This window comes from Campylobacter concisus (assembly GCF_003048905.1).
In the GTDB taxonomy this organism is placed as follows: Bacteria; Campylobacterota; Campylobacteria; order Campylobacterales; family Campylobacteraceae; genus Campylobacter_A; species Campylobacter_A concisus_V.
Genome location: NZ_PIRO01000006.1, coordinates 40,359 through 66,434, shown reverse-complemented (window position 1 = coordinate 66,434; position 26,076 = coordinate 40,359). Strand labels below are relative to the sequence as shown.

Sequence of the window (26,076 nt, the reverse complement as noted above, 5' to 3'; positions counted from 1 at the left end):
ATTTTGTTTTGATGAATTTTCAATATTTTAAATATATTATTCTGAAAGTAAATATCAACTATAATTTTTAATAATTTTTAAAAATTTAGCATATTTAAGGCGAGAGAAATTTTTGAGATAAAAATTTTTAAAAGCCCAAATTGATTAAATTTTTAGGCTTTTAAAGTTGCATTAAAATGGCCAGATAGCTTCCATAAGCCTTGTGCCCCAAGGTTTTTTGGTAGATTTGTCTAGCTCACCCTCTGTTTTATATAAAATTTTAGCGTCAGCTATGTATTTTGAGTCGATTTCATTATTTTGTGATATATCGTAAGGTCTGATAACACCACTTACTTGCATGATCTGCTTTTCGCCATTTATAAGTAGCTCGCGGCTACCTTCTATGAAATAGTTGCCATTATTTAGTATTTTTATGATCCTAGCTGAAATGGTTGCGGTAAATTTCTCGCTTCTATTGCTCGTGCCACTTCCTGTAAATTTATTGCCACCGCCTGCTTTAAAGCCGATATCGCCGTATTTGTTTAGATTATCAGCTATATTTGAAAGTGGAGCAGCTCCAGCTGTGAAAACACCGCCACCAAGCGAGATAGTGCTATCTTTATTTGTACTTTTGCTACCAGTTGAAGTTTGGCTTGCATTTTCTGAGATAACGATAGTCACGATGTCATTTACATTCATCGCTTTTCTATCTGAAAATAGCGGATTTTCGCCCTTTCCAAAGAGGCTGCCAGCGTTGCTTTGTCCGGTTCCACTATCTTTTGAAGGGAGTTGCTCGACGTAAACTGGGGGTTTCATATTGATATGAGGATCAGCGCTTGGTGTGCAGCCAGTGCAAATAATGCCCGCAGATAAGACGAGCCAAATCGTTTTATGGTTCATAAAAAATGCCTTAAAATAAGTATCTTTGTGCTAAAATTAAGCAATTTAAGTTCCTAAAAAGGTCGCAAATGAAAAGTTGTTACGTTTTTACAGACAAAAATTTAGCACATCTGCAAGAAATTATAGCTACAAAATTCAAAAAAGTTGAGATTTTTAAGATAATCCCAGATGAAAACGATAAAAATAACTTAATAAATTCAAACGAAAAAGAGTTTTTTCTAAAATTTATAGATAAATTTGAAGAGTTAAAAGCCAAAAGCGACTTTGTCATAGTTCTTGGCTGTGAGAGCTTTAGTGTCTTTGGCAAAAGCGAGCTAAATTTAAAACTAGCAAGAAATTTAAACGCTCCAATTTTTAACGAAAACGCAAGCGAACTAAAAGCACTAAATCCAAACTCAAAGCTTCTCATTAGTGATAATATTGATGAAATTTTAAACTATCAAGCCCAGATCGTCACTCCTTTTAAATTTCAAAGCCTGCTTCTAAAAAGGGCCAAAGTAGCAAACAAGACCGTTGTTTTACCAGAGAGCGACGATGAGAGAATTTTAAAAGCAGCTCACATCGTGCTAGAAAAAGGTGCGGCAAATATCATCTTGCTAGGACTTGAAGATGAAATTTCAAAAAAAGCGGCCGCTTTGGGGCTAAATTTAAGCAAAGCCAAAGTGATCAATCCAGAACAAAATGAGCTAACAAAAGAATTTGCAAAGAAAATTTATGAGCTTAGAAAGCATAAAGGCGTGGACGAAGTCAAGGCAAACGCACTTGCTAAAGATAAAATTTACTTTGCTACGATGCTAATTCATGAAGGCATAGCTGATGCCTTGGTAAGTGGTGCTACAATGAGCACGGCTGATACGATCCGCCCAGCTTTGCAGATCATAAAAACAAAGCCAAATGTAAGTGTGGTAAGTGGGGCATTTTTCATGGCACTTGAAGAGGAAATTTTACTCTTTGCCGACTGCGCCGTCACGCCAAATCCAAGCGCAGATGAGCTAGCTAGCATCACGCTAAGCAGCGCTCAAACGGCAAGTGCTTTTGGACTTAGCCCAAAGATCGCCATGCTAAGCTACTCTACGGCTGATAGTGGAAGTGGGCCTGATGTGGAGTTTGTAAAAGAAGCTGCTAAAAAAGCTAGCGAGCTTGATGCAAATTTAAAAATCTCAGCGCCAATTCAGTTTGACGCAGCCGTTGATCTAAGTGTCGCTGGCAAAAAGATGCCAAACTCAGAGGTTGCTGGGCATGCAAATGTCTTTATTTTTCCAAATTTAAACTGTGGAAATATCTGTTACAAAGCAGTTCAGCGAAGCGCAAACGCCCTAGCCGTAGGTCCGATACTTCAAGGATTAAAAAAGCCGGTTAATGACCTAAGCCGCGGTTGCCTCGTTGAAGACGTGGTAAATACTATCTTAATCAGTGCCATACAAGCAGGAGAATAATATGAGAATTTTGGTTTTAAACTCGGGTAGTAGCTCAATAAAATTTCAACTTTTTGCAATGGATACCAAAACCAGTCTAGCAAGCGGTCTAGTCGAGCAAATCGGTAGCTCCAGCTCAAGAGCGGTACTAAAAGCGAATGGTGAAACCTACGAGATAAAACGCTTCATAAAAGACCACCATGACGGACTTGAGGCGATGAACGAGCTCTTTGTCACTTCACACACCTTGCACGATCTAAGCGAGCTTGATGGTATCGGACACAGGATAGTTCACGGCGGCGAGAGCTTTTTTAGCTCGATGATCGTTGATGAGAGCGTCATCAAAAAGATCGAGGAGATAAGTCCACTTGCCCCTCTTCATAACCCAGGGCACCTTGCTGGCATTAAAAACGCAATGAAAGAGAGCAAAAATGTGCCTCACGTGGTCGTTTTTGACACGGTATTTCATCAAAGCATGCCAGAGTACGCCTACCGCTACGCTCTACCTTATGACGTTTGCAAGACTCATCATATCAGAAAATACGGCTTTCACGGCACATCGCATAGATACGTCTGCAAGCAAGCGGCCAAAATGCTTGGCATAGAATTTGATAAATTTAACGCTATCTCACTTCATCTAGGTAACGGCGCCTCAGCCTGTGCAGTACAAAATGGCAAAAGTATCGATACCTCGATGGGGCTTAGCCCACTTGAAGGGCTCATAATGGGCACAAGAAGTGGCGATATGGACCCAGCAGTAGTCATCTACTTGCTAAATATCGGTGTTTTAAAATGGAATGAGATTGACAACTTTTTAAACAAAAAAAGCGGACTTTTTGGAATTTGTGGCTCAAGCGACATGAGAGAGGTTGTGGCTAAAATGCAAAATGACGAGCGAGCAAAGCTTGCTTTTGAGATGTTTTGCTACCGAGTAAAAAAATATATTGGCTCATATTACGCCATTTTAGGACGCGTTGATGCGCTCATATTTACCGGTGGCATAGGAGAAAACGCACCAAATACAAGGCAAAAAATTTGTGACGAATTAAAGCATCTTGGCATTCACATAAATCACGATCTAAATTTCCAAGACATGCGAGGCGAGAGATGCATAGACGGGGATGACGCTAAGATAAAAACACTCATCATCCCAACAAATGAAGAGCTAGAAATCGCGATAGAAACGGCTAGAGTAATAAAAGAGAACAAAGCCAAATAAATAGTTGCTTAAAATAAAATAGTTATTTTGTATTTTGCCAAACTTAACATATAAATTTTAAGTCTAGTTCGTTTTAAAATAGAATTAGCATTATTTTTAGGCTACGAGATAAAAAGCTTTTGCGATTTTAAGCTCGCAAAAGCTTGCAATCAATTTTTCTTAAAAAATCTCAAAATTTTTGCTTGGAGTTTAAACTGATCTGAAAGCTCCATTATCGGATAAGCTCCAGCGTATTTTTTGCCACCAGGCAGGTCTTTGCTAACGCCACCACGTGCAGCGATCTGCGCGAAGTCGCCCACTTTTACATGACCAGCTGAGCCGCTTTGTCCGCCCATTACGACGTTTCTACCTAGTACTGTTGAGCCAGCAAGGCCAGTTTGTGAGACGATTAGGCAGCCATTTCCAAGCTCGCAGTTATGGCCTATTTGAACAAGATTATCTATCTTTGTGTAGTTTGCGATCACTGTGCTTTCAAAAACACCACGATCTATCGTCGTGCAAGCACCGATCTCGATATAATCGCCTAAAACAACATTGCCATTATGATAAATTTTTACATGCTCGCCAGTTTTTGTATGTGCATAACCAAAGCCATCGCTTCCGATCACACAGTTTGCCAGCAGATGACACTCGTTACCGATGACGCAGTCGTTATAAATGACTACGTTTGGGTGGATGATGCAGTTTTTGCCGATAGTCACATTATCGCCCAAAAATGCTCCAGCCATGACTATCGTATTTTCACCAATGCTCACATTTGAGCCGATATAGACATTTGGCATTATCTTTGCACTCTTGGCGATATTTGATGGCTTTGGCTCACAAAAAAGTGGCTTAGCATAATCTTTACTAAGCAAGGCAAATGCAAGGTGCGGGTTATCACACACAAGTGCGACCATACCAGCTGGCACCAAGTCTAAAAGCGATTTTGTCACCAATATGGCTCCAGCGTTTGATGTGCTTATAAATTTTGCATTCTTCTCGCCGTCGCAATATGTTAGCTCAGCTTTATTTGCATTTTTTAAAGAATTTAAGGCAAAAATTTCTATATCTTCTCCGCTAAAAGTAGCATTTACTTTTGAGGCTATTTCACTTAGTTTCATCATATATCCATTATCACAGATCCGCCGCGCACGACGTCAACTGGGTTAAATTTCTTTATTGATTTTAAAAAGCTCTCGATCCTACTCGCATCGTCAGCCACCATGACAACGATGTAGTTTTCATTTGTGTTTGTCACGATACCGTTGTATGCTTTTAGTATCGCTTCAAGGCCAGCAAAATTTTCACCAAGCGGAATTTTCACAAGAGCCATCTCTTTTTCGACAAATTCGCCACTTTCTATGACCTTATACGTTGGTATGAGCTTGTGAAGCTGTTTTACGATCTGCTCTAAAACTCTCTCGTCGCCACTTGTTACGATACTTAGCCTTGAGAAGTTACTCTCAGGTATCGGAGCAACGGTGAGCGTATCGATGTTGTAGCCCCTGCCCGCAAAAAGCCCAGAAATTCTAGCTAAAACGCCGTGTTCATTTAAAACTATAACCGAAATCGTTCTTCTGATACTCATTTTTCTTCCTTGCTCTTTAATATCATATTATAAATCGCAGCTCCAGCTGGAACCATAGGAAGCACATCCTCAAAGCGGTCGATCCTAACGTCGATCATCGCTGATTTTTTGCTATCGATCGCCTCTTTTAAAGCCTTTCTAAACTCATCCTTGCTCTTGCAAACAAAGCCAATTCCGCCAAATCCTTCAGCTATCTTTACAAAATCAGGCTGCAAGCTAAGATCAGTCGATGAGTAGCGTTTTTCATAGAAAAATGTCTGCCACTGACGAACCATGCCTAAGAAGTTGTTGTTTAAAATGATGTTTATAACGGGCATATTTATCTCATGAGCCGTCATTAACTCTTGGATATTCATAAGTATTGAGCCATCGCCTGTAAAATTTATAACAAGATTGTCTGGTTTTGCACATTTTGCGCCGATCGCTGCAGGGAGGCCATATCCCATTGTGCCAAGTCCGCCGCTTGTGACAAGCTGTCTTGCTCGGTTAAACGGATAAAACTGCGCCACCCACATTTGGTGCTGGCCGACATCTGTTGAGATTATCGCATCAGCTCCTGCTATCTTTGCGGTCTCTTCGATGACCCATTGTGGTTTTAAGACCTTGTCACTATCTGTGTAGCCAAGTGGATTTAGTTTAGAATATCTATCTAAAATTTCTCTCCATGGTGCGTAGTTTTCAGGCTTTGCATTGACTTCTTCATAAAGCTCGGTTAGCACGTTTGTAAGATCACCAACTATCGGAAAATGGGCATTTATGATCTTTGAGATAGAGCTTGGATCAATGTCGATGTGGATAATCTTTGCATGTTTGGCAAACTCATCCGTCCTGCCAGTGATCCTGTCACAAAATCTAGCTCCAAGCGAGATGAGAAGGTCGCACTCGCTTAAAGCCATATTTGAAGCGTAGCTACCATGCATGCCTGCCATGCCTAAATTTAGCTCATCTTTTGCATCAAGCACGCCAAGAGCCATAAGCGTTTCGACTGCTGGAATACCAGTTTTTTTCATAAATTTACGGATGATCTCGCTAGCTCCAGATGCGACCGCGCCACCACCGATGTAAAGAAGCGGCCTTTTAGCTTCATTTATCGCAACTGCTACTTTTTTTATCTGTTTTGAGTTGCCCTTATATGTCGGTTTGTAACTTGGAATAGAAATTTCTTTTGGATATACAAAATCTCCAAGTCTTGATGTGATATTTTTTGGGATATCGATATGAACTGGTCCTGGACGGCCTGATCTTGCGATGTAAAAGGCCTCTTTTATGATACGAGGTAGCTCTTCAACGCTATTAACCAAGAAGTTATGCTTAACACAGGGGCGTGAAATGCCGACTGCATCGATCTCTTGAAAAGCATCTGTACCGATCATAAATGTTGGCACCTGACCGCTTATAAGCACGATCGGTATGCTATCACTATAAGCTGTTGCAAGGCCAGTGACAGCATTTGTAAAGCCAGGGCCACTTGTCACAAAAGCAACGCCAACTTTACCACTAACCCTAGCGTATCCATCGGCCGCGTGAACGGCTGCTTGCTCGTGGCGAACCAAGACGTGTTTAAAATAAGTCTGCTTGTATGTTTCGTCGTAGATATTTAAAGCTGCACCGCCAGGATAGCCAAAAACTATCTCAACGCCCTCTTCGTGCAAGGCTTCGCTTATCATCTGTGAACCAGAAATCTGTTTTATCATCACTTTAGCCTTTTGATAAATTTATCGCAGATTATATCCCAAAGCATTTTAAATCCATTTTAACTTTCTAGCGAATTTTAGGTATTGCTTTGATTTTCTTGAAATTTTTTTAACTAGTTTAGAAAAATAATACAAAATATTTTACATAAAATTAAACATATTATTTTTAGTAAAATTGATAAATTTAAGTGAGCAAAGACTATAAAATTTTAAGAGACAAAACTCATTTGTATAAATTTTAGGCTTAATTTTTTTAATTAAATTAAGTCTAAAATTTTACTTCATTTTTATATCATTTAGCTTTTTAACGGTCTCGTCAAAGTTATCAGAATTTATAAAAACATTAATATTTTCATTTTTCTTATAGACTTTATCGTAGTATTTTGTGAGTAAAATTTCAGCTACTTTAGCAATGTCATTTTCATTAAATTTAGCCACAGCTTCATCTCTAGCTTTTTTATCGATAAATGGTGAAATTTTCTTCATACACTTGTCAAAAAAGGTTTTATCCACACTTTTATAGTCATCTACTATACAAGAAATTCTTTTTTCTAAACTTGCGCTCACTTCGACATTTATGCCACTACGCATCGCCTCATAAAGACTTTTTGGCAGACTTAATGAGCCTATCCTTCTGCTCTCACCCTCAATAAAGCAAATTTTATCTTCTAGCGTTGTGAGCTTTTCAAATAACGCATCTTCAAAGCTTTTTTGGCTTGGCTGCACGCCGTTTATCGCTCCAAAGACAGAGCCTAAATGATTTGCCATAGCTTCAAGGTCTATTGACGGGCTTAGAGCTCTTATGAGCTTACTTTTGTAGCAGCCAGTATTTCCAAAAAGAGTGATAAATTTTGTGCTCAAAGGTCGATTTAGAAATTCTAAAACGTGATTTCTATAAGCTTTATAGCCACCACTAAGCCTAAAAACTCTATATCCTATCATGCTTAGAACATAGCCAACAGAATTTGATCTAAGCCCGCCTTTAGCGCAGTAGATGCCAATAGCTGAACCAACCTTGGCTCTTTTATAAACCTCATCAATGATATTTTGTAAATTTTTGCAGATATATTTTGCACCAAGGCTCTTTGCTAGGGATCTATCGCTTTTATAGAGCGTGCCTACCTCTTTATGTTCTGCATCATTTAAAGCGTATAAATTTATGGCATCTTTTATGTGCGAATATAAAAATTCATGTGGCGATCTTGCGTCTATTAAAATTTCAAAAGAGCTTCTTTTCTCTAGCCACTGCTCTACATCAAGCTCAAATAACGGCACTAAATGCCTTTTTTAGTTTCTCAAAAAGCGGATAAAATGGCGTGCCATTTACTCTCACATCAGAGATGGTGGTTATAAAATTTGTATCACCATTCCACCTTGGCACAAGGTGATAATGCACGTGCTCAGCTATGCCAGCTCCTGCGGCCTTGCCTAAATTCATACCTATATTTACGCCATTAGCATAAAGCTCTTTTTTTAAAATTTCAACTCCAAGCCTTACAAATTTACTCATCTCAAACCAAGTCTGCTCGTCAAGCTCTTCGATCTTATCGGTGTGGTGGTTTGGTATTATCATAAAATGACCTGGAGAATACGGATATAAATTCATAATCCCAAAACAATGTTTAGCTCGAAAAAGCACACCATTTTTATCATCATCATCTGAGTTTATAACATCACAAAAAACACAGCTATCTTTTTTGGCACTAAAGTATTCGCTTCTCCAAGGAGCACAAAGGTGCTGCATTACTCGCCCTCCTTTATCTTTTTGACGGCATTTTTTATATCGTCTTGCCTCATAAAATGCTCTCCTATCAAGAAAGCATCTACGCCTATTTTGCTTAGCTGCCTAAGCTGTTCATGCTCGTAAAGACCGCTTTCAGCGACTATTATCTTGCCATTTGGCAAAAGTGGTATGAGCTTCTCGCAAAGGCTCATATCCATCGTAAAATCATCTAAATTTCTGTGATTTATACCTACTATATTTGCTCCTGCAAAGATAGCCTTTTTCACATCACTCGCGTCGTGAGTTTCAACCAAAACCTCGAGCCCTAAATGATGAGCGTAGTCTAAAAGCTCTTTTAGCTCATTTTGAGTTAGTGCTTTTGCGATGAGCAAGATAAAGTCTGCCCCATAAACAAGAGCTTCTAGAATTTGATACTTATCAACGATAAAATCTTTTCTAAGGATCGGCCTTGATGCGTAGCGCCTAACTTGAGTGATATACTCGATGTTGCCTTTAAACCAATGTGGCTCAGTCAAGATACTAAAAGCATTTGCGTATGGCTCGTATTCCTGAGCGATTTTTATAGGTTCAAAGTCTTCTCTTATCACCCCCTTACTTGGGCTTGCTTTTTTGATCTCAGCTATTATTTTTATCGGCTCGTTTTGACTTGCTCTAAGCGCACTTAAAACATCTCTTGGCACGTATGGGTTATAAGCTAGTGAGCGACCAAGCCACTCCTCAGGGAAGTCTGCTTTTCTTTTTTCAAGATCATCTTTAGTCTTTTTAATTATCTCATCAAGTATCATTTTTTAAGCCTTTTGTTTAGATTTATTATACAGCGCTCTATTAGGTGCAAATGCTCTTTTGCCTCTTTTGAAGTCCTAAAATCAACATCTTTCATCGCATGCTGCATAATGCTTTTTGCCTTTTTGCACTCACCAAGTTTAAAATATCCCCACGCTAGCGAATCCTCATAATAAGGCGACTCAGGCGAGATAGCAAGCGCTTTTTGCACAAGCTCTATACCCTTTCTAGGGTCAATATCATGATCTATCAACAAGTAGCCATAATAGTTAAAAAACATATCATTTTCTAGTTTTGGCACGCTAGCTTCAAATTTATCTAAAATTTCAGCCATTTTTTGTTCGTTCAAGTTATCTTTATTCATCTCGTATTCGTAAATCGCGGCTTTTGCTAAAAAATTTAAATCCCTGCTATCGTTATAAATTTTAACAGCAAGTATATATGCATCACCAAAATTACTAGTTGCCGCATAAAGATCCATAAGCGCTATATCGTTGTAGCTATATTTTTTTAAAATTTCAATTGCTGCTTTGTAATTTTTATCATAGATAAAAAACTGCACGATCTTATCAATATACGAAGTATCGTGATTTAGCTCATAAAGCTCTTCAAAGAGTTCGATCACTTTTGGGAAATTTCTTTGCTGAGAGTAAATTTCAGCCAAAAGCTCGCAAGTCTTTAGCGTGCAGCCTTGTTCATCTCTAAATTTTTCAAGATATTTTGTAGCGTCTTTTATCTTATCCATGCGATTTATCAAAATATCAACGATGCGGAGCAAATTTTCTTCTTCTTGCTTTAGTGAGTATGCCTCTTCAAAGTATTTTAGTGCAGTCGTTGTTTCATTTTGCATCATACAAATTGTGCCAAGCATGAGTAAATTTTGAGCATTTGGCTCTTTTGTAGCAAGCTCTTGCATTAAACTTTTAGCCTCATTTAGCTTTGAAAGATTTACTAAATTTGCTACCTTTATACGGATAAAATCGCTATCGTCTTTTAAACTTTTTTCGCCTTCACTTATCAAAGCGTCTAAATTTTCATTTTTTGTAGCAAAGGCGAGTTTGATCGCCTCTTTTAAATAAGCTTTTTGATTTGTATCTTTAAAAATGTTTGAGTAAGCTTGAATGCTAGCATTCACATCTCCACTATCTTGAAACAATAAAGCCTGCATTAGACGTAAATTTATACTTTTATTATCATCAGCCAAAAGTAGCTGCGAGTTAAAAAATACGCTCATAAAAAATACTAAAATTTTACGCCAATACATTCTGCTTTTAGCTCCTTTAAATTTTTTTTAAAATAATTCCAAAACGGAAAAGTCCTACACTGCTGTGGCCTTAGCTCATAAACTGAGCAGTTTTTATTTTTTTCATCAAAAAATACACAAGCAAAGCCATCTTCATAGGGCTTCTCTTTTATGCTACACCTTAGACCAACTCTTATTAAAAACTGCTTTTCAAACTCATCTTTACTCATATGAAATGCAGTGCAAAATTTTGAAATTTCTTCTTCATTTATCCAGATGTAGCCACTCTCTCCCGTGCAACACTTGCCGCCGCAGCTCTCACAAAAGCTGGCATCAAACTCATAGTTAAAGCCTTGCACCCTCACGCTAGCTCCTGATAATCGATGCTCTTTGTATCAGCTTTTTTAAAAATTTCAATCGCCTCTTTTGTATGCGAGCCATTTTCGCTCATTACCAAAGGTGGCAAAATTTTTAACTTTGAGTTTGAATTATTTCTTACCTCAAACAAGGCTAAATTTGCTGGTTTATCAGCCTTTGTATGAATAAATTTTAGGCTTACTAAATTTAGCTTAAACTCTTTTAGGCACGCTACAATCTGACTAAGATCATCAGGTGCATAGCAAAAAAACGCCCTTTTGTGAGGTTTTAAATTTACACTTATACCTTTTATAAAGTCTTTTAAACCCAAAGAGCTTGTGTATCTACTAGCCTTTATATGCTCATCTTCGCTCTGCTTTGCACCCTCGTGATAAAATGGCGGATTTGATACGATGAGGTCAAATTTCTCACTATCTTTAAAATCTGCAAAATTAACATTTATAATTTCTGCCTCCAAGCCGTTCTTACTGGCATTAAATTTAGAAATTTCACCATTTATTTGTAAGATATCAAGCAAGCTTAGGCTGGAATTTTTAAAGTCGCGTTTAAGTAAAAGCCCAAGTATCCCGCACCCTGCACCAACGTCTAAAATCCTGCCAGAAAAATTTTTCAAACTTGAGCTTATAAAATCATAAAGTACCAGTGTATCGCTGTTGTAGCGATAGCCACTTTTTAGCTGAGCCAAGATCATCTATAAACCTTGATGATAAAGCCGCGCGTGACATCTTTTACGATCACTTCTGAGCTAAAGCTGATCCTTGCAAAATCGCCAAATTCTTCTTTTATAAGCTCGGCTGCTGCCTTTGCACGCTCTTTGCCAACGCCATAATTTACATAGCTATTTAGCCTGCCAAGATCGTCTTTTTTGATGCTTTGAGCCACATTTGATGGGATGACAAAATTTTTCTTATCTACGATCGGAATTATCTCATAAAGGTAGTTTGAGTTAAATCTTTGCAAAAATTCGCTCACTCTATTCTTACACATCACGCTAACCTTATCTTTTGCGTCCATGTCATCGCACTCAAGACTAGAGATCAAAACTAGCTTTGTTGGCGTCTCTGGCTTAGTTGTCGCCTGCAAGATATTTTTTAAATTTACATTTTCATTTTCAAGCTCATCTTGCCTGTTTAAATTTTGCTCGATATCTTTTTGAAGTTCGATGATCTTGGCATTTACTGGACTTCCTTTTACGCTAGATGAGCTAAGTTCATTTATTTTAGAATTTAACCTCTCAATCGTCTTATTGCTCTCGTTTAACTTATGTTTTGCACTTTCAAGCTCATTTTGTAAGCTTAGTAAATTTTTACCGCCACTTTTATTGCTATCAGCAAAAAGAGCCGACGTATCAGCTATCTTCTTTTGCAAAATATTTATTTGCTGACGCAAAATTTCATAATTTTGCATATCGATCTTTAGCGTTCTTTTTTGAGCTTCTAGCTCACTTTGCTTTGCTGCTAGCGTTTGACTTGTTTGCGTGAGATTATTTTCCAGCTCTTTTATCTTTTCATCTTTTAAATTTATCTTTGCACTTAAATTTTTCAACTCGCTGTCATTTAACCCAAGCTTTTGAGTCTGCAAAGAGATAGTTTGATTTTGCTCAAATAAAGTTTTTAAAAATTTATTTGTCTTTGTATCAAGCGTCTTTAGTTCATCTCGTGCATTTTTAAGGCTCTCTTCACTCAAATTTAGCTTTTTATTTAGCTCACTTAAACTTGCATTTGCATCTAAAGTTTGCTTCTCTAGCTTTTTATTTATCAAATTTACTCGCTCAAGCTCTTTTTTAAGCGAATTTATATTTTCATTTGCGAGTTTATTTTCCTGCTCGCTTTTAAGATTTTTTTCTTTTAAATCATTAAAACTTTTATGAAGTGCCGCAAGAGAGGCGTTTAGCTCTAAATTTTTACCATTATAGTTTTCAACTGCCAAATCTTTTGAGTTTAAATTTTTCTTTATCTCATCAAGCTCATAAATTCTATCTTTTAAGGCAGTTTGATTTGACTCAAGCGCTTCCTCAAGATCAATTATCTTATTTGCCTTTTTTGAAAGCTCATCCTCCATAACACTTTTTTGTGTTTCAAAGCCATCAGTTAGTGCATTTATCTCTTTTTCATAGCTAAATTTTTGTGTCTTAGCGTCATTTTTTGCTCGCTCGATCTCCTCTTTTAAAAGCAAAATTTCTCTTTTTTCGTTTTTATCTTTTTCATTTTGAGTATTTTCATACTCTTTTATTAGCGCGTCTTTTTGAGCCAGCGTCGTATTTAGCTCTATATTTTGCTCTTTTAAAGCTGTGTAATTTGCCTCAGCTGCCTCTTTAAATTTAGCAAAATTTGCTTCGATATCTTTTACCTTACTTTCATCGCCATTTTTTGCCTCATTTATCGCATTTTCAAGGTCTATTATCTTTTTTTCATAGGCTTTTGAGCTCTCTATCATATCAGCTTGAGCTTCATTTAGCCGTTTTGTGAGAGTTTGTATATTTTCAAAATGTTGTGCTTCAAGCTCGCCTAGCGTCTTTTGATTTTTTTCAACTATCTCATTTTTTTCATTTTCGATATTTTTTTTCATCTCTGAAATTTTGCTTATAAAGTCTAAATTTTTCTCGCTGATATCGACATTATCAGTAGCTAAAATTTTATTTTTTTTACTTAGCTCACGAACTTGTTCTTGAAGTTCATTTACATCATTTGATAAATTTTGATCGTTCGTTTCAGTAAAATTTTGGATATAGCTTTTTGGAGTTATATATCCGCCATATTCGTAAAGATCGTCTTTGCTGATATATTTTTGTCTCTCTTCTTCTGGCAAATTATCAAAATTTATAGAATAAATCGTTTGATTAGTATCTTTTGGTGTCTCATCTTCTTTTGGAGATTTAAAAAACGATAGGCAAAAGCCAGCTATCAAACAAAAAATAGCTAGTAAAATTTTATTTATCAAGCTTATGCCTTGCCCTTTAAAATGTCTTTTATGACGTGATGAGCGTGATTTAGAGCAACGACTATTGAGCCGCCATTTTTTAGCACGATATCACCACCCACATAAAGTCCTGGCACGCTACTTTGGTAACTACTATCAACTATTGGAGTACCTTTTTCATCGATTTTTATCTGACATTTTTGTAAAAAATCAACCGGACTTGAGCCACCGATCGCATAGACAACTCTGTCATAAACACGAATTTTGCCATTTTCGTAATGCACTCTAACTTTGCCTGATTCGTTATCTATCTCTTTTATATCGTGATTTAGTCTAACTTTTATCTTACCATGCTTTTCTAGCTCCCAAAGTGCACTTAAATTTGTCTCATTTACGCGGCTAAAATTATCTTTTCTATAAGCGATTGTGGTTTTATTGTATTGGCAAAGCTCGATCGCATACTCAACTGCTGAGTTTCCGCCACCTACAACAAGCACCTTTTCGCCGTTCGTACAGCTATCAAGGTTAAAATTTACAACTGAGTTTAGTGAAGGCGGGATTTTATAATCAGGCTTATTTGGTCGTCCCATTTTGCCAATTGATATCATCACATTTTTAGCTTCATAGACGGCTTTTGAGGTAGTTACTTTAAAATTTTCTCCATCTTTTTTCACGCTCTCTACTTCAGAGTTAAAAAAAGCTTCGATCTTTTCAGTATCAAGCAGCTTGTCAAAATAATCAAGCGTGCTCTCTTTCGTGCCATCCTCAAATGAAACTACGCCATGTATCGTGCTATCTTGCCCTTTATACTCTTTATCTACGCGTTTATTATCTTTATAAAATTTTCTTATCGTTTGGCTGTGATTATCGCCTTTTTCAAGAAGCAAAACGTTGTTTAAGCCATTTCTTTTTGCCTCAACTACGCTAGCAATTCCACAGGGTCCGCCACCAACAACGATTAGATCATAAACATTTACCATCTTTTTCTCCAAATTTTATAAATTTTAAGCTTTTTTAACTAGACCAGCCATCAAAAACGCAAGTTCAAGTGCCTGATCAGCATTTAGTCTTGGATCACATTGTGTTTCATACCTTTGCTCAAGCGAGCTTTCAGTGATATTTAATGCCCCACCCGTGCACTCAGTCACGTCTTGTCCTGTCATCTCAAGATGTACGCCGCCAGCCCTTGTGCCCTCAGCTTTGTGAATTTCAAAAAAGCTTCTAACTTCGCTTATTATCTTGTCAAATTCTCTGGTTTTGTAGTTATTTGAGGTTTTTACGGTGTTGCCATGCATCGGATCGATACTATAAACGATATTTAGCCCTTCTCTCTTTAGCTCTCTTAAAATTTTTGGTAAATTTTCGCCTATCTTATCAGCACCCATTCTGATTATCACGTTTAGTCTGCCAGCTTCATTTTCTGGATTTAGCTTATTTGCAAGTGCGACGACATCTTCAGCCTTTGCACTTGGTCCGATCTTCACGCCAATAGGATTTTTCACGCCGCTTAAAAAATGTACGTGAGCGTCGTTTATACCACGTGTTCTCTCACCTATCCAAAGCATGTGAGCCGAGCAGTCATACCACTCACCACTAAGACTATCAACCCTAGTCAATGCCTCCTCATAAGGTAGCAAAAGCGCCTCGTGAGATGTATAAACCGCGGTTTGATTTATGACTGGCGTATTTGCTGAAGTGATGCCACAAGCTGCCATAAATGAAAGCGTCTTTGTTAGCTCATCAGCTAGTTTTGCGTATTTCTCGCCGATCTCTGGCTTTTTAACAAAGCCTAAATTCCACTTATGCACTTGATGAAGGTCGGCCAAACCGCCTCTTGAAAAGGCTCTAAGTAAGTTCATCGTAGATGCACTTTGATAATACGCCTCGATCATGCGTTTTGGATCAGGCACTCTTGCCTTTTCGTCAAATTCAAAGCCATTTATGATGTCACCTCTATAGCTTGGAAGCTTAACGCCATTTACCTCTTCAAAATCGCTACTTCTAGGCTTTGCAAACTGCCCTGCCACGCGGCCCACTTTGACCACTGGATAGCCACCAGCAAAGGTTAAAACTATCGCCATTTGAAGTAAAACCTTAAACATATCTCTGATGTTGTTTGCATTAAAATTTGTAAAGCTCTCAGCGCAGTCGCCACCTTGAAGCAAAAATGCCTCGCCATTACAAACTTTTGCAAGTTCTTCTTTTAAACTTCTAGCCTCACCAGCAAATACCAAAGGAGGAAGTGATTTTAATTTTTCTTCGACCTCTTTAAGCTCTTTTAAATCTGGGTATTTTGGTTGTTGCAAGATACTAAATTCTCTCCAGCTATCGTGGTTCCAAGTCATTTATTTTCCTATCTTTTTTGCCTTAAATTAGACGCTGATTATATCACGGCAAACTTAAAAAATAAAAGCCATTAATGGGCTATTAAAGATATTTTGCCTACAATCGCTACTTTAAATTTACCCAAAAAGGAGCAGAATTTTTTCATGATAAAAGGCATATTTTATTCGCTTTTGGCATCTGTTTTGTTTAACTGCATCTACTACATGTCAGTGCTCATGAACCCCATCAGCACGCAAGCTCTTGTTGGATACCGCATGATCTTTGCCATGCCTTTTGTCATCGCAGCCATTTTTTTGTTAAAACAGCAGCGAAATTTCAAATTTTTACTTCTAAAAATAAAGCTAAAACCTAAAATTTTACTAGTTTTACTAGCTACCTCGCTCATTGTCTCATTTCAGATGTGGCTCTATCTCTGGGCTCCAAGCAACGGATCAGCGCTAAAAGTCTCTATCGGCTACCTCATCATGCCAATAGTCATGGTCCTTTTTGGACGGATATTTTTTAAAGAGCACCTCTCTAAAACAAAGCTAGCCTCGATATTTTTTGCAGCCCTTGGCGTCTTTAGCACAGCTATACTAAGCGGCGGCATCTCGTGGGAGAGCGCTGTAGTTTTTTGCCTTTATCCAGTCTATTTTGCCATTAGAAAGTACTACAACCTTGCAAATTTCTCAAGCTTTGTTATAGAGATAATTTTTATGTTTTTATTCTCATTTTATTTTGCGCTCACAGCCGATATGAACTACGTGATGAGCCAAAATCCAAACATTTACTATCTACTCATCTTGCTTGGTGCTATCAGCGGCATAGCCCTCATCGCCCAGATCCTCTCAAGCACGCTCGTGCCGATAAATGTACTAGGTTTGCTTACATATTTTGAGCCTATAATGATGCTTTTTGTCTCATTTGCTATCGGCGAGAGACTGGAGAAAAGCTCATACTTTTTAATGATCTGCCTAGCCATCTCGGTCACACTTTTGATGATAGATAGTATAAATTCTATAAAAGGCGACAAAAATACCAAGACTAAATGAGAGCCAAAAAGGCGTTATTCTCGCGCTTAGCGCCTTTTTTATGTGGGGGTTTTTGGCGGTTTATTTCAACCTCTTTAGCAAAGATGTCGATGCTTATGAAATTTTAGCTCATAGGGTCATTTGGTCATTTTTCTTAATGGCTGGAGTGCTTTATTTTAGTGGCAAAATGGGCGAAATTTTTACTTTACTTAAAGATATTCGTTCGCTAAAAACCTTATTTTTGAGTGGTATATTTATCACTACAAACTGGGGCGTTTATGTATATGCTGTTAGCAATGGCAAAATTTTAGACACAAGCCTGGGCTATTTTATAAATCCACTAATAAGCATGCTTCTTGGTGTTATCATCTTTAAAGAAAGGCTAAATAAAAGCGGAATTTTAGCCATTTGCATAGTCGTTTTAGCCATTAGCGTACAAATTTATGCTCAAGGCGGATTGCCATTAGTTTCCATTATCTTGCCGCTTTCATTTGGATTTTACGCAGCAGTTAGAAAGATGGCAAAGATTGGCGCATTTAACGGACTTTTTATAGAGACATTTTTTATGTTCCCATTTGCACTTGCCTACGTTTTTTACATAGCATTTTTAGGTAAAAGCCACTTTGGACTAAATGAAGACTCACTTTTAATGATCGCTTCAAGCATCGTAACCATCGTGCCGCTTGTCGCTTTTAACGCAGCGGCAACAAGGATAAATTTAACAACGATTGGCTATTTGCAATACATCTCGCCAACCATCGCGATCCTTTGTGCGGTCTTCATTTACGGCGAAAATTTAGACGGCTACAAGGTCATCTCGTTTTGTATGATCTGGCTGGCACTCGCAATAATTAGCATAGATAAATTTAGAAAAAGGAGTAAAAATGAATAATGTGACGATTTATTTGCTGCTTGCGTTTTTTGCAGCGCTTATTTTATATTTTCAGATACAAAAACTAACCAAAAAGCTCGACGAAGAGGGAGCGGAGCCAGCTTATCAAAAGGCCGCACAGGAGGTTTTAGAAAATTTAAGCAATGCTGAGAAATATCCAAAATTTTGCAACGTAATATTTAAAAAAATAAACGCCTTAAGGCAAGATATTTTATTTGAAGATGCGCTAAATAGTGAGTCTGGTAAAGATAAAGCATTAGATATCTTAGAGCAAATAAGAGAAAAACTGGAAACTTTATCAAAGAAAGAAAATTTAAGCTGGGAGAGCGAACTCTTTGCGATCTTGGACGAGCTTGATAGCTTTATAAAGATAAATTTCAAAAATGGCGAAGATAGAGCCGAAGAGCTAAGGGACGAACTAAAAAAAGAATTTGATGGGTTGTGAGAGTGGCTCTAAACATTTTATAAAATTTTAAATTTAAAGGAATAAATATGAATGAATATATAGATTATGAAAATTTCAAGGCTTACTGCGAAAAAGAAATAGGCAAAAACTCCGCTCAATCCTATCAATCTTTTTTAAAAAGCTTTATTAGATTTTTAGAAGAAAATAAAGTTTACTCTATTTTTGATTATTACAACTCAAAAAGTAAAAACCCAAAATATTTAGAAGAAGAGTTTTTAAAATCTGGAAAAACCAAAAAGCTTTTTACTGACTATAATTCAGCAGTAAATAAATATATAGAATTTAAAAATAGCGAGGCGAATATGAAACGATATTGGGTATTTACAAATAAAAAAGAAATATTTGATTCTATTGAAGAATTTAAGCAAAACAATATTACTCAATGGGACAATGAAAGAAAAGATGGATATTTACAGCTTTCAGAAATTAAAGAAGGAGATATTGTTTATATTTATTCAGGTGAGCCGATTGCTGCTATTGTAGTGAAAGCAGAAGTGGAAAATATTTCACAAGACAAACGCACTATTTATCTAAGATTCTTAAAATTTACAAATCAAAATAAGTTATCTCGAATAATTTTAGACAAATACGAAAATCTTAAAAATATCCAAGGTAAACGTGAAATAAAATCGCAAAAAAGTATAAACTACATATTAAACAATGAGGATACTGATAAAGATATGACTTTAGAAAAGAATGACACTTTACAACAAAAAAGAGAAATTTTATCACTAAATCAAATTTTATACGGTCCTCCTGGAACTGGAAAGACATATAGCGTTGTTCGTAAAGCACTAGAAATAATAGAAGGCAATGCTTCTGATGATAGATCTAAATTTAAAGAGTATGTAGAAAAAGGACAAATAAAATTTATCACATTTCATCAAAGCTATGGATATGAAGAATTTGTCGAGGGGATTAAGGCTAAAAATGATACCAACGGAAATTTGAAATACGAAGTAGAGGATGGCGTATTTAAGGCTCTATGCCAAGTAGCAAAAAAGAAAAATGAGATAATAGTAAAAACAAAAGATGACAACAAAATCATAAATGAGGAGAATTTTAAGGAGCTATACGATAGCTATGTTTTGACTTTACCAGAATACTCTACATCGCCATCAAGTAAAGTTTTAACTACTCAAACTGGGTATGAATTTTATCTATATAAAAACACAACTCCATCTATAGTCGTTCGCGCAAAAAACGGTTCGTCGCCCATGTCTGTCGCATACAGCAAGCTTAAAAGAGTATTGTTTGATGGTGAAGAGTACACATATTCATCATATGAACCAAAGATAATTGATGACATGAGGCTAGATATACAAAAATACATAGTAGATAATAGCTCTAAAAACTATGTCTTAATCATCGACGAGATCAATCGCGGGAATATATCTAAAATTTTTGGTGAGCTCATAACTCTTATAGAGCCATCAAAAAGGCTCGGGGCAGATGACGAGATAATGGTTGAGCTACCATACTCAAAAGAGAAATTTGGAGTACAGTCAAATTTATACATCATAGGCACGATGAATACGGCGGATCGAAGTATAGCCCTCATGGATACGGCACTTAGAAGAAGATTTGAATTTGTCGAAATGATGCCACAACCTGAGCTTTTGGGAACCATTAAAATAAAATATAAGGATAAGGATATTGATCCTAAAGAAATCGAGATAGATTTTAATACTATGCTAAAAACTATAAACGAGCGTATAGAATATCTTTACGACAGAGATCATACGATAGGACACGCCTATTTTATGTCGCTAAAAGATGGCGCTGATATAGAAGAGCTAGCCTCGATCTTTGAAAATAAAATTTTACCGCTACTGCAGGAGTATTTTTATGATGATTGGGAAAAAATAAGGCTTGTTTTAGGCTATAGTCAATTTATCAAAGAAAAGAAGCCAGAAAATGCTTTATTTAAAAGTGGCACTGACTACATAAACGACAAAATTTTATACGAAATAGATAAAGAAGCTTTTTATGATGAGCAAAACTATCTAAAAATTTACAATTTAACAAGTAGTCAAGTAGATGAAGCAAAGTCAGCTAACGATAACTGAGTTTGAGCGTATATATCAACATGATGTAGGCAAAAAAGACTTTGACGATATAGAAAATTTTATCCTTAAAAATAGCGATGAAAATGCTCCGTTTTTAAGGATAGCAAGCGGGGTTGGTGGAAAATTTATACAGGCTAGAAACTATGTCGGTGTTTTGCAGACAAAAAGTGGCTTAACGATAGAAATTTTGCCAAAAATAGCAGACAAAACCGACGCCGAAAGATCAAAAGCGGTTTTTATAAAAATGCTAAAGACGTTAAAAAATTTCCCATTTAAAAGCTCAAATTTAGCCAGTTTAAAAATACAAAATTTACCGCTTTTGGAAATTTTCATCTATATGTTTTTAAGTGAGCTTGAAGCTCTTGTAAAAAAGGGGATAAAAAGCGACTATGTGGCGTTAGAGGAGAACCTAAATTTCCTAAAAGGAAAGCTTAATATAAACGAGCAGATCAAAAGGAATAGCATCCACAAAGAGCGGTTTTACGTAGGATACAGCGAATTTTTAAGCGATATAAAGATAAATAGGATCATAAAAATGACGCTTAAATTTCTATACAAAAAGTCAAATTCTAGTAAAAATCAGCAAAAAATACGCGAGCTTTTATTTATATTTGATGAGGTTTCGGAGCGTGAGGATTATAAAAATTTCTTTGCAAAGCTTGTCATAAACCGCCAAGTAAAGCACTACGAGCAAACTCTTTTATGGTGCAAGATCTTTTTGCTTGGCAACTCTTTTACTCCGCACAAGGGCGATGATCTAGCCTTTGCTTTGCTATTTGATATGAATGCACTCTTTGAAAGCTATGTTGGAAATTTTATAAAGAAAAGCTTTCCATGCACTATTTTACAACACTCAGAAAAATACCTCGTAGAAAATCCACAAAGCTTCAAACTGAGACCTGATATATTTTTAGAAGGCAAATTTATAGCCGACACAAAATGGAAAATCATAAGCTCAAAAGATGATATCTCACAAGCCGACTTGTATCAGCTATATGCTTACGGAAAAAAGCATCAGTGTGACGGCAAGCTATACCTCATCTATCCAAAGATAGACGGCATACAACAAGAGCCTATGAAATTTGAATATGAAAAAAATATGCAACTTGAAATTTTATATTTTGATCTTGAAAAAGATGAAAATAACGCAAATTTACTAACATAACTTTAAAAGTCAAATTTAAAGCTTCGCTTTTAGAGCCATTATCCTCTTATATGAAGCATCGATTCGCTCTTTGCTGATCTTTTTCTCGTTTACTGCATCAACTATGATTTGAGCGACTAGATCGGCCGTTCTTTGGTTATTTATCTTGAACTCGCTAAAGAGCAAGATGTCGCCACCAGCGTTTATAAATTTCACCACTTTTTGAGCCAAAGCTTCGTCGCCAACGCCTTTCATCAGCATATCATCGCTGATGACTACGCCATTAAATTTAAGCTCATTTCGCAAGAGATCGGTTATTATTTTTTTAGAAAGTGTGGCTGGATTGTCCTCGTCGATGCCCTTTACAAAAAGGTGTCCGACCATGATGATCTGCGCTCTACCAGTGCTTATGGCGTCTTTATATGGCAAAAGTGCATCTTTACTTAGCGTGACCTCACTCTTATTTTTATGCGAGTCCTCTTTTGAGCTACCATGCCCTGGAAAATGCTTAAGTGTCGTTAGGATGCCCTGCTCTTTAAATGCGTCCATAAAGGCATCAGCGTAGATCACTACCTTGCTTGCATACTCGCTAAACGCCCTTTGCTTTGCAGCAATTATCGGCGAGTTTTCGTCGTGCAGATCAACCACTGGGGCGAAATTTAAATTTATGCCACACTCCTTTAAATTTATAGCCATTTTTGAGTAGAGATCATAAGCGCTTTTGATATCAAGCGTGCTTGCGACCTCGTATGCGCTAGGATACGGGCCCTCAAAGCTCTTATCCTTCATACGGCTTACGTTGCCACCCTCTTCGTCGATAGCGATGAAAATTTTAGGACTTTTCTCTTTGATAGCTTTTATGCTAGCTTTTAACTGGGCTTTATTGGTGACATTTCTGCCAAGTAGTATTACTCCGCCAAATCTCTCGTATCCAGCGTCGCTTAACATCGCGCGAAACGCAGCGTCCTTTGTGCTAGCTCCGTTAAAACCAACCATTATCATCTGCGAGATTTTGGCTCTTAGGCTCACTTCAGCGCCGTTTAGCCCCAGAGCAAAAATAGCCACAAAAAGTATAAATTTAAAAGTTTTCATCTTCTTCCCAAAAGCGATTTTACGCTCTCAAAAACGTCTTTGCCATTTAGCATATTTTCAACCTCACTGGCAATCGGCACGTATATGCCCTTTTCTTTAGCGATCTTGCTAATAGCCCTTGCAGTATCGACGCCCTCTGCCACCTCGCCAAGCTCATTTAAAATTTTCTCTAATCTCTCGTGCCTTGCGATGCCAAGACCTACGCGGTAGTTGCGTGAAAGTATCGATGAAGCGGTCAAGAAAAGATCCCCTGCGCCGCTTAGCCCCATAAATGTCTCGTCTTTTGCACCAAAAAATTTGCCAAATCTAGCCATCTCGACAAGCCCACGTGAAATGAGACTTGCCCTTGCGTTGTTGCCAAGACCAAGGCCGTCACAGATGCCGCCAGCTATGGCGATCACGTTTTTATACGCCCCGCACACTTCAGCACCGATCACGTCATCAGAGGTATATGCTTTCATGTAGCTTGGGAAAAATGAGGCAAATTTTGAAGCTAAATTTTGGTTTTTAGAATTTATCACCAAGGCGCAAGGCAGCTTTTGCATGATCTCTTTTGCAAAGGTCGGCCCTGAAAGAAAGGCTAAATTTTCTCTATCAACAAAATCCTCGTAAATTTCATTTAAAAATTTAAGATTTGCCGTGTCTATGCCCTTGCTAGCGACTAGGATCTTTTGACCTTTGTTTTTGTAGTTTTGCTTTAGCCATAAATTTGTAGCTTGCGTTGGGATCGTGCAGACTAGATATTCGCACTCCAAGGCTTCATCCAAGCTTACAAAATTTAGCATGTCTCTTGGCGTTCTTGAGCTGATGACACACTCGTTATTTTCACTAAATGCGTGAAAAAGCGCACTGCCCCACTTGCCAGCTCCGATGACTGCTATGCTCATTTTAGCCCTTTTTTAGCCTATTTTGGCCTTTAAAAGCTCATTGACCTTGCCTGGATTAAAGGCACCCTTGCCCTCTTTCATCACCTGACCGACAAAGAAGCCAAACATCTTATCTTTGCCGTTTTTATACTCTTCGACTTTGTCAGTATTTGCAACCAAAATTTGATCTATGATCGCAATAATCGCTGAGTCGTCGCTCACTTGTTTTAAGCCAAGCTTTTCGATGACACTATCGACGTCCGCGTCATTTTCCATTAGGTAGTCTAGAACCTCTTTTGCAGCCTTGCCGCTTATCGTTCCATCTTCTATGCGTTTTAGTAAATTTATCATTTTAGCACTATTAACTGGGCTTGTCTCGATCGTTACGCCGTTATTTAAGCGGCCAAGAAGCTCGACTATAAGCCATGTAGTAGCTAGTTTTGGCTGAATTCCAGTAGCGATCAACTCTTCAAAATATCTAGCCATCTCAACGCTTTGAGTTAAATTTAGCGCATCACTCTCTTTTACGCCTAGCTCGCTAACATATCTTGCGACCTTTTGCTCGGCAAGCTCTGGAATTTTTATCGCTTCGTTATACATATCTTCTGATATCTCAACTGGCAGCAAATCAGGGTCAGGAAAGTATCTATACTCCGCGCTATCCTCTTTGCCACGCATAGATCTTGTCACTAAATTTGTCGTGTCAAACAGCCTTGTCTCTTGATAGACTTCTTGGTCGTATTTACCATCTTCCCAAGCTGCACTTTGGCGCTCTACTTCGTAGTCAATCGCCTTTTGGATAAATTTAAATGAGTTTAGATTTTTTATCTCAACCCTTGTATAAAGCTTGGTATCGCCTTTTGGACGGATAGAGACGTTTGCGTCGCAGCGAAAGCTACCTTCCTGCATATTTGCATCACTTATATTTAAAAAGCGAAGGATTGAGTGTAGTTTTTTAAGATAAGCCACCGCCTCATCGCTGCTTCTAAGATCTGGCTCACTAACTATCTCAAGAAGTGGTGTGCCGGCTCTGTTTAGATCAACCAGACTCTCGGTTTCTTCGTGGATGTTCTTGCCAGCATCCTCTTCAAGGTGTGCTCTTGTTACACCTATGCGTTTTTTAGTGCCATTTACGTCGATAATTAGCTCGCCACCTTCAACGATAGGTATCTCAAACTGAGAAATTTGATATGCCTTTGGAAGGTCTGGATAGAAGTAGTTTTTTCTATTAAAGACTGATTTTTTATTGATCTTAGCATTTATCGCTGTGCCAAAACTGATAGCCTTTTTTACAGCCTCTTTGTTTAGCACAGGTAGCGCTCCAGGAAGTGCTAGGCAAGTTGGGCAAACATGAGTATTTGCCTCATCGCCGAAGCTAGTTGAGCAAGAGCAGAAAATTTTAGTTTTTGTATTAAGCTGAGTGTGAACTTCTAAACCAATAACGACTTCAAACATATTTTTACCTTTAAATTTATACAAATTTTTAAGGCGTATTTTAGCGATACTTTCTTTTAAAATATCTAAAAATGAGCGTTTTGACTGGAAAAATAAAGAATGTGATTTAAAAATTTAAATAGTTTTAAAAAGGAAAAAGCCATATAAAAATATGGCTTTAAATTTTAATGCTCGTGCTCACTAATAGCAACGGCACCGGCTAGATAAACGTAAGTTAGCATCATAAAGATAAATGTTTGCAAAACAGCCATAAGCGTTAGAAGCGCAAAAGCTGGAAGTGGAGCAAACCAAGGTGCAAGTGTAAGCATCGCTAGCAAGAATAGATCATCACCCTTGATATTACCAAAAAGACGAAATGATAGCGAAACTACACGTGAAAGATGCGAGATGACTTCAACTGGAAACATAATAGGAGCTAGAAATTTATTAGGCCCCATAAAGTGTCCAAAGTACTTGAAAAATCCATTTTCTCTAATGCCCTCAAAGTTGTAATAAATAAATACAACCAAAGCCAAAACTAGAGTTAAATTTAGACTTGATGTTGGTGACTCAAATCCAGGAATAATACCTACAACATTTGAAAAAAATACGATAAAACCGATAGTTGCAACAAGTGGAAGATATTTCCTAGCTAGTTTTTCACTGCCTAAAGTATCTCTTCCCATCGATATAACGCCCTCCAAATAAGCTTCAACTATATTTTGAAGACCTCTTGGCACAAGCTGCATTTTGCTCCTTGCTATATAAGCAACTATGATAACAATCAAAGCTACAAGCAGAAAGTGAAACGCATAGATAAAGGCGTGGGAGCTATTTAGGAAATTTGAAAATAGAAACAAATCTTTCATTAATTTACCTTGGATTTAGAATTTTGCGTGATTGTAACAAAATT

The 26,076-nt window shown here is 37.4% G+C and carries 24 protein-coding genes; 7 read left to right on the top strand and 17 right to left on the bottom strand.

All coding sequences use genetic code 11. The annotated features are described in order from the left end of the window. Nucleotides 1-171: 171 nt before the first annotated feature. On the bottom strand, nt 172-879 hold the full coding sequence (gene flgH / locus CVS95_RS08955) for a flagellar basal body L-ring protein FlgH (protein ID WP_072594280.1): 708 nt from the start codon (nt 877-879) through the stop codon (nt 172-174). A 68-nt stretch (nt 880-947) separates the two neighbouring features. Between flgH and pta the strand changes: the two genes are divergently transcribed. Beyond that, entirely contained in the window at nt 948-2,315 is a 1,368-nt protein-coding gene (pta, locus tag CVS95_RS08950) for a phosphate acetyltransferase (protein ID WP_107696364.1), read from the top strand. Nucleotide 2,316: 1 nt separating this feature from the next. Beyond that, the gene (locus CVS95_RS08945; protein ID WP_107696363.1) at nt 2,317-3,513 is read left to right on the top strand and encodes an acetate kinase; all 1,197 of its coding nucleotides are present in this window, start codon (nt 2,317-2,319) and stop codon (nt 3,511-3,513) included. A gap of 149 nt (nt 3,514-3,662) precedes the next feature. Here the strand turns inward: CVS95_RS08945 and lpxD are convergent, their stop codons facing one another. The 12 genes from lpxD to CVS95_RS08885 form a co-directional block, all read right to left on the bottom strand. Then, nucleotides 3,663-4,616, bottom strand: a complete 954-nt coding sequence (lpxD, locus tag CVS95_RS08940; protein ID WP_107696362.1) for a UDP-3-O-(3-hydroxymyristoyl)glucosamine N-acyltransferase — start codon at nt 4,614-4,616, stop codon at nt 3,663-3,665. After that, nucleotides 4,616-5,077 (bottom strand): acetolactate synthase small subunit, encoded by a 462-nt coding sequence (ilvN, locus tag CVS95_RS08935; RefSeq protein WP_223154400.1) that lies wholly within the window; start codon nt 5,075-5,077, stop codon nt 4,616-4,618. Before ilvN ends, lpxD begins: the two co-directional genes overlap by 1 nt. Before the next feature lie 2 nt (nt 5,078-5,079). Further along, a complete protein-coding gene (locus tag CVS95_RS08930) occupies nt 5,080-6,774 on the bottom strand; it encodes an acetolactate synthase large subunit (protein WP_234400054.1) in 1,695 nt (564 codons plus the stop codon). A 279-nt stretch (nt 6,775-7,053) separates the two neighbouring features. After that, on the bottom strand, nt 7,054-8,052 hold the full coding sequence (gene mnmH / locus CVS95_RS08925; RefSeq protein WP_107696360.1) for a tRNA 2-selenouridine(34) synthase MnmH: 999 nt from the start codon (nt 8,050-8,052) through the stop codon (nt 7,054-7,056). Then, on the bottom strand, nt 8,039-8,521 hold the full coding sequence (locus tag CVS95_RS08920) for an HIT family protein (RefSeq protein WP_107696359.1): 483 nt from the start codon (nt 8,519-8,521) through the stop codon (nt 8,039-8,041). The genes mnmH and CVS95_RS08920 overlap by 14 nt, the downstream gene beginning before the upstream one ends. Beyond that, entirely contained in the window at nt 8,521-9,306 is a 786-nt protein-coding gene (trpC, locus tag CVS95_RS08915; protein ID WP_107696358.1) for an indole-3-glycerol phosphate synthase TrpC, read from the bottom strand. The genes CVS95_RS08920 and trpC overlap by 1 nt, the downstream gene beginning before the upstream one ends. Further along, complete coding sequence (locus CVS95_RS08910; protein ID WP_188115817.1) at nt 9,303-10,538, bottom strand: tetratricopeptide repeat protein; 1,236 nt, start codon at nt 10,536-10,538, stop codon at nt 9,303-9,305. The genes trpC and CVS95_RS08910 overlap by 4 nt, the downstream gene beginning before the upstream one ends. 8 nt (nt 10,539-10,546) lie before the next feature. After that, a complete protein-coding gene (locus CVS95_RS08905) occupies nt 10,547-10,912 on the bottom strand; it encodes a YkgJ family cysteine cluster protein (RefSeq protein WP_084107877.1) in 366 nt (121 codons plus the stop codon). Further along, nucleotides 10,909-11,616, bottom strand: a complete 708-nt coding sequence (locus tag CVS95_RS08900; RefSeq protein ID WP_107696356.1) for a tRNA1(Val) (adenine(37)-N6)-methyltransferase — start codon at nt 11,614-11,616, stop codon at nt 10,909-10,911. Before CVS95_RS08900 ends, CVS95_RS08905 begins: the two co-directional genes overlap by 4 nt. After that, nucleotides 11,613-13,865 carry a vesicular transport factor Uso1p gene (locus tag CVS95_RS08895; protein WP_107696355.1) on the bottom strand — a complete coding sequence of 751 codons (2,253 nt, stop codon included), beginning with the start codon at nt 13,863-13,865 and terminating at the stop codon, nt 11,613-11,615. The genes CVS95_RS08900 and CVS95_RS08895 overlap by 4 nt, the downstream gene beginning before the upstream one ends. 2 nt (nt 13,866-13,867) lie before the next feature. After that, nucleotides 13,868-14,824, bottom strand: coding sequence for an NAD(P)/FAD-dependent oxidoreductase (locus tag CVS95_RS08890; RefSeq protein WP_107696354.1), 957 nt, complete (start codon nt 14,822-14,824; stop codon nt 13,868-13,870). 24 nt (nt 14,825-14,848) lie between these two features. Next, on the bottom strand, nt 14,849-16,189 hold the full coding sequence (locus tag CVS95_RS08885) for a class II 3-deoxy-7-phosphoheptulonate synthase (protein WP_107696353.1): 1,341 nt from the start codon (nt 16,187-16,189) through the stop codon (nt 14,849-14,851). Between the two features lie 144 nt (nt 16,190-16,333). Here CVS95_RS08885 and rarD (CVS95_RS08880) point away from each other — a divergent pair, with 144 nt between their 5' ends. From rarD (CVS95_RS08880) to CVS95_RS08855, 5 genes are read left to right on the top strand one after another with little or no spacing between them, the layout of a single operon-like run. Further along, nucleotides 16,334-17,221, top strand: a complete 888-nt coding sequence (rarD, locus tag CVS95_RS08880; RefSeq protein ID WP_021091407.1) for an EamA family transporter RarD — start codon at nt 16,334-16,336, stop codon at nt 17,219-17,221. Further along, nucleotides 17,205-18,092 carry an EamA family transporter RarD gene (gene rarD / locus CVS95_RS08875; protein WP_107696352.1) on the top strand — a complete coding sequence of 296 codons (888 nt, stop codon included), beginning with the start codon at nt 17,205-17,207 and terminating at the stop codon, nt 18,090-18,092. The genes rarD (CVS95_RS08880) and rarD (CVS95_RS08875) overlap by 17 nt, the downstream gene beginning before the upstream one ends. After that, nucleotides 18,085-18,537: an aryl-sulfate sulfotransferase gene (locus CVS95_RS08870; RefSeq protein ID WP_107696351.1), complete on the top strand. Its 453-nt coding sequence runs from the start codon at nt 18,085-18,087 to the stop codon at nt 18,535-18,537. Before rarD (CVS95_RS08875) ends, CVS95_RS08870 begins: the two co-directional genes overlap by 8 nt. 47 nt (nt 18,538-18,584) lie before the next feature. Beyond that, nucleotides 18,585-20,627: an McrB family protein gene (locus CVS95_RS09815; RefSeq protein WP_234400052.1), complete on the top strand. Its 2,043-nt coding sequence runs from the start codon at nt 18,585-18,587 to the stop codon at nt 20,625-20,627. Then, nucleotides 20,599-21,792 carry an McrC family protein gene (locus tag CVS95_RS08855; RefSeq protein WP_103628834.1) on the top strand — a complete coding sequence of 398 codons (1,194 nt, stop codon included), beginning with the start codon at nt 20,599-20,601 and terminating at the stop codon, nt 21,790-21,792. The genes CVS95_RS09815 and CVS95_RS08855 overlap by 29 nt, the downstream gene beginning before the upstream one ends. A gap of 15 nt (nt 21,793-21,807) precedes the next feature. On the opposite strand, the gene CVS95_RS08850 is transcribed toward CVS95_RS08855, so the two are convergent. The 4 genes from CVS95_RS08850 to CVS95_RS08835 all read right to left on the bottom strand — a co-directional run bounded on the left by CVS95_RS08850 (nt 21,808) and on the right by CVS95_RS08835 (nt 26,032). Continuing rightward, the gene (locus tag CVS95_RS08850; RefSeq protein WP_107696350.1) at nt 21,808-22,863 is read right to left on the bottom strand and encodes a glycoside hydrolase family 3 N-terminal domain-containing protein; all 1,056 of its coding nucleotides are present in this window, start codon (nt 22,861-22,863) and stop codon (nt 21,808-21,810) included. After that, nucleotides 22,860-23,750, bottom strand: a complete 891-nt coding sequence (locus CVS95_RS08845) for an NAD(P)H-dependent glycerol-3-phosphate dehydrogenase (RefSeq protein WP_107696349.1) — start codon at nt 23,748-23,750, stop codon at nt 22,860-22,862. Before CVS95_RS08845 ends, CVS95_RS08850 begins: the two co-directional genes overlap by 4 nt. Nucleotides 23,751-23,762: 12 nt before the next feature. Then, the gene (gene gatB / locus CVS95_RS08840; protein ID WP_107696348.1) at nt 23,763-25,184 is read right to left on the bottom strand and encodes an Asp-tRNA(Asn)/Glu-tRNA(Gln) amidotransferase subunit GatB; all 1,422 of its coding nucleotides are present in this window, start codon (nt 25,182-25,184) and stop codon (nt 23,763-23,765) included. Between the two features lie 164 nt (nt 25,185-25,348). Beyond that, on the bottom strand, nt 25,349-26,032 hold the full coding sequence (locus CVS95_RS08835) for a F0F1 ATP synthase subunit A (RefSeq protein ID WP_107696347.1): 684 nt from the start codon (nt 26,030-26,032) through the stop codon (nt 25,349-25,351). Nucleotides 26,033-26,076 lie beyond the last annotated feature (44 nt).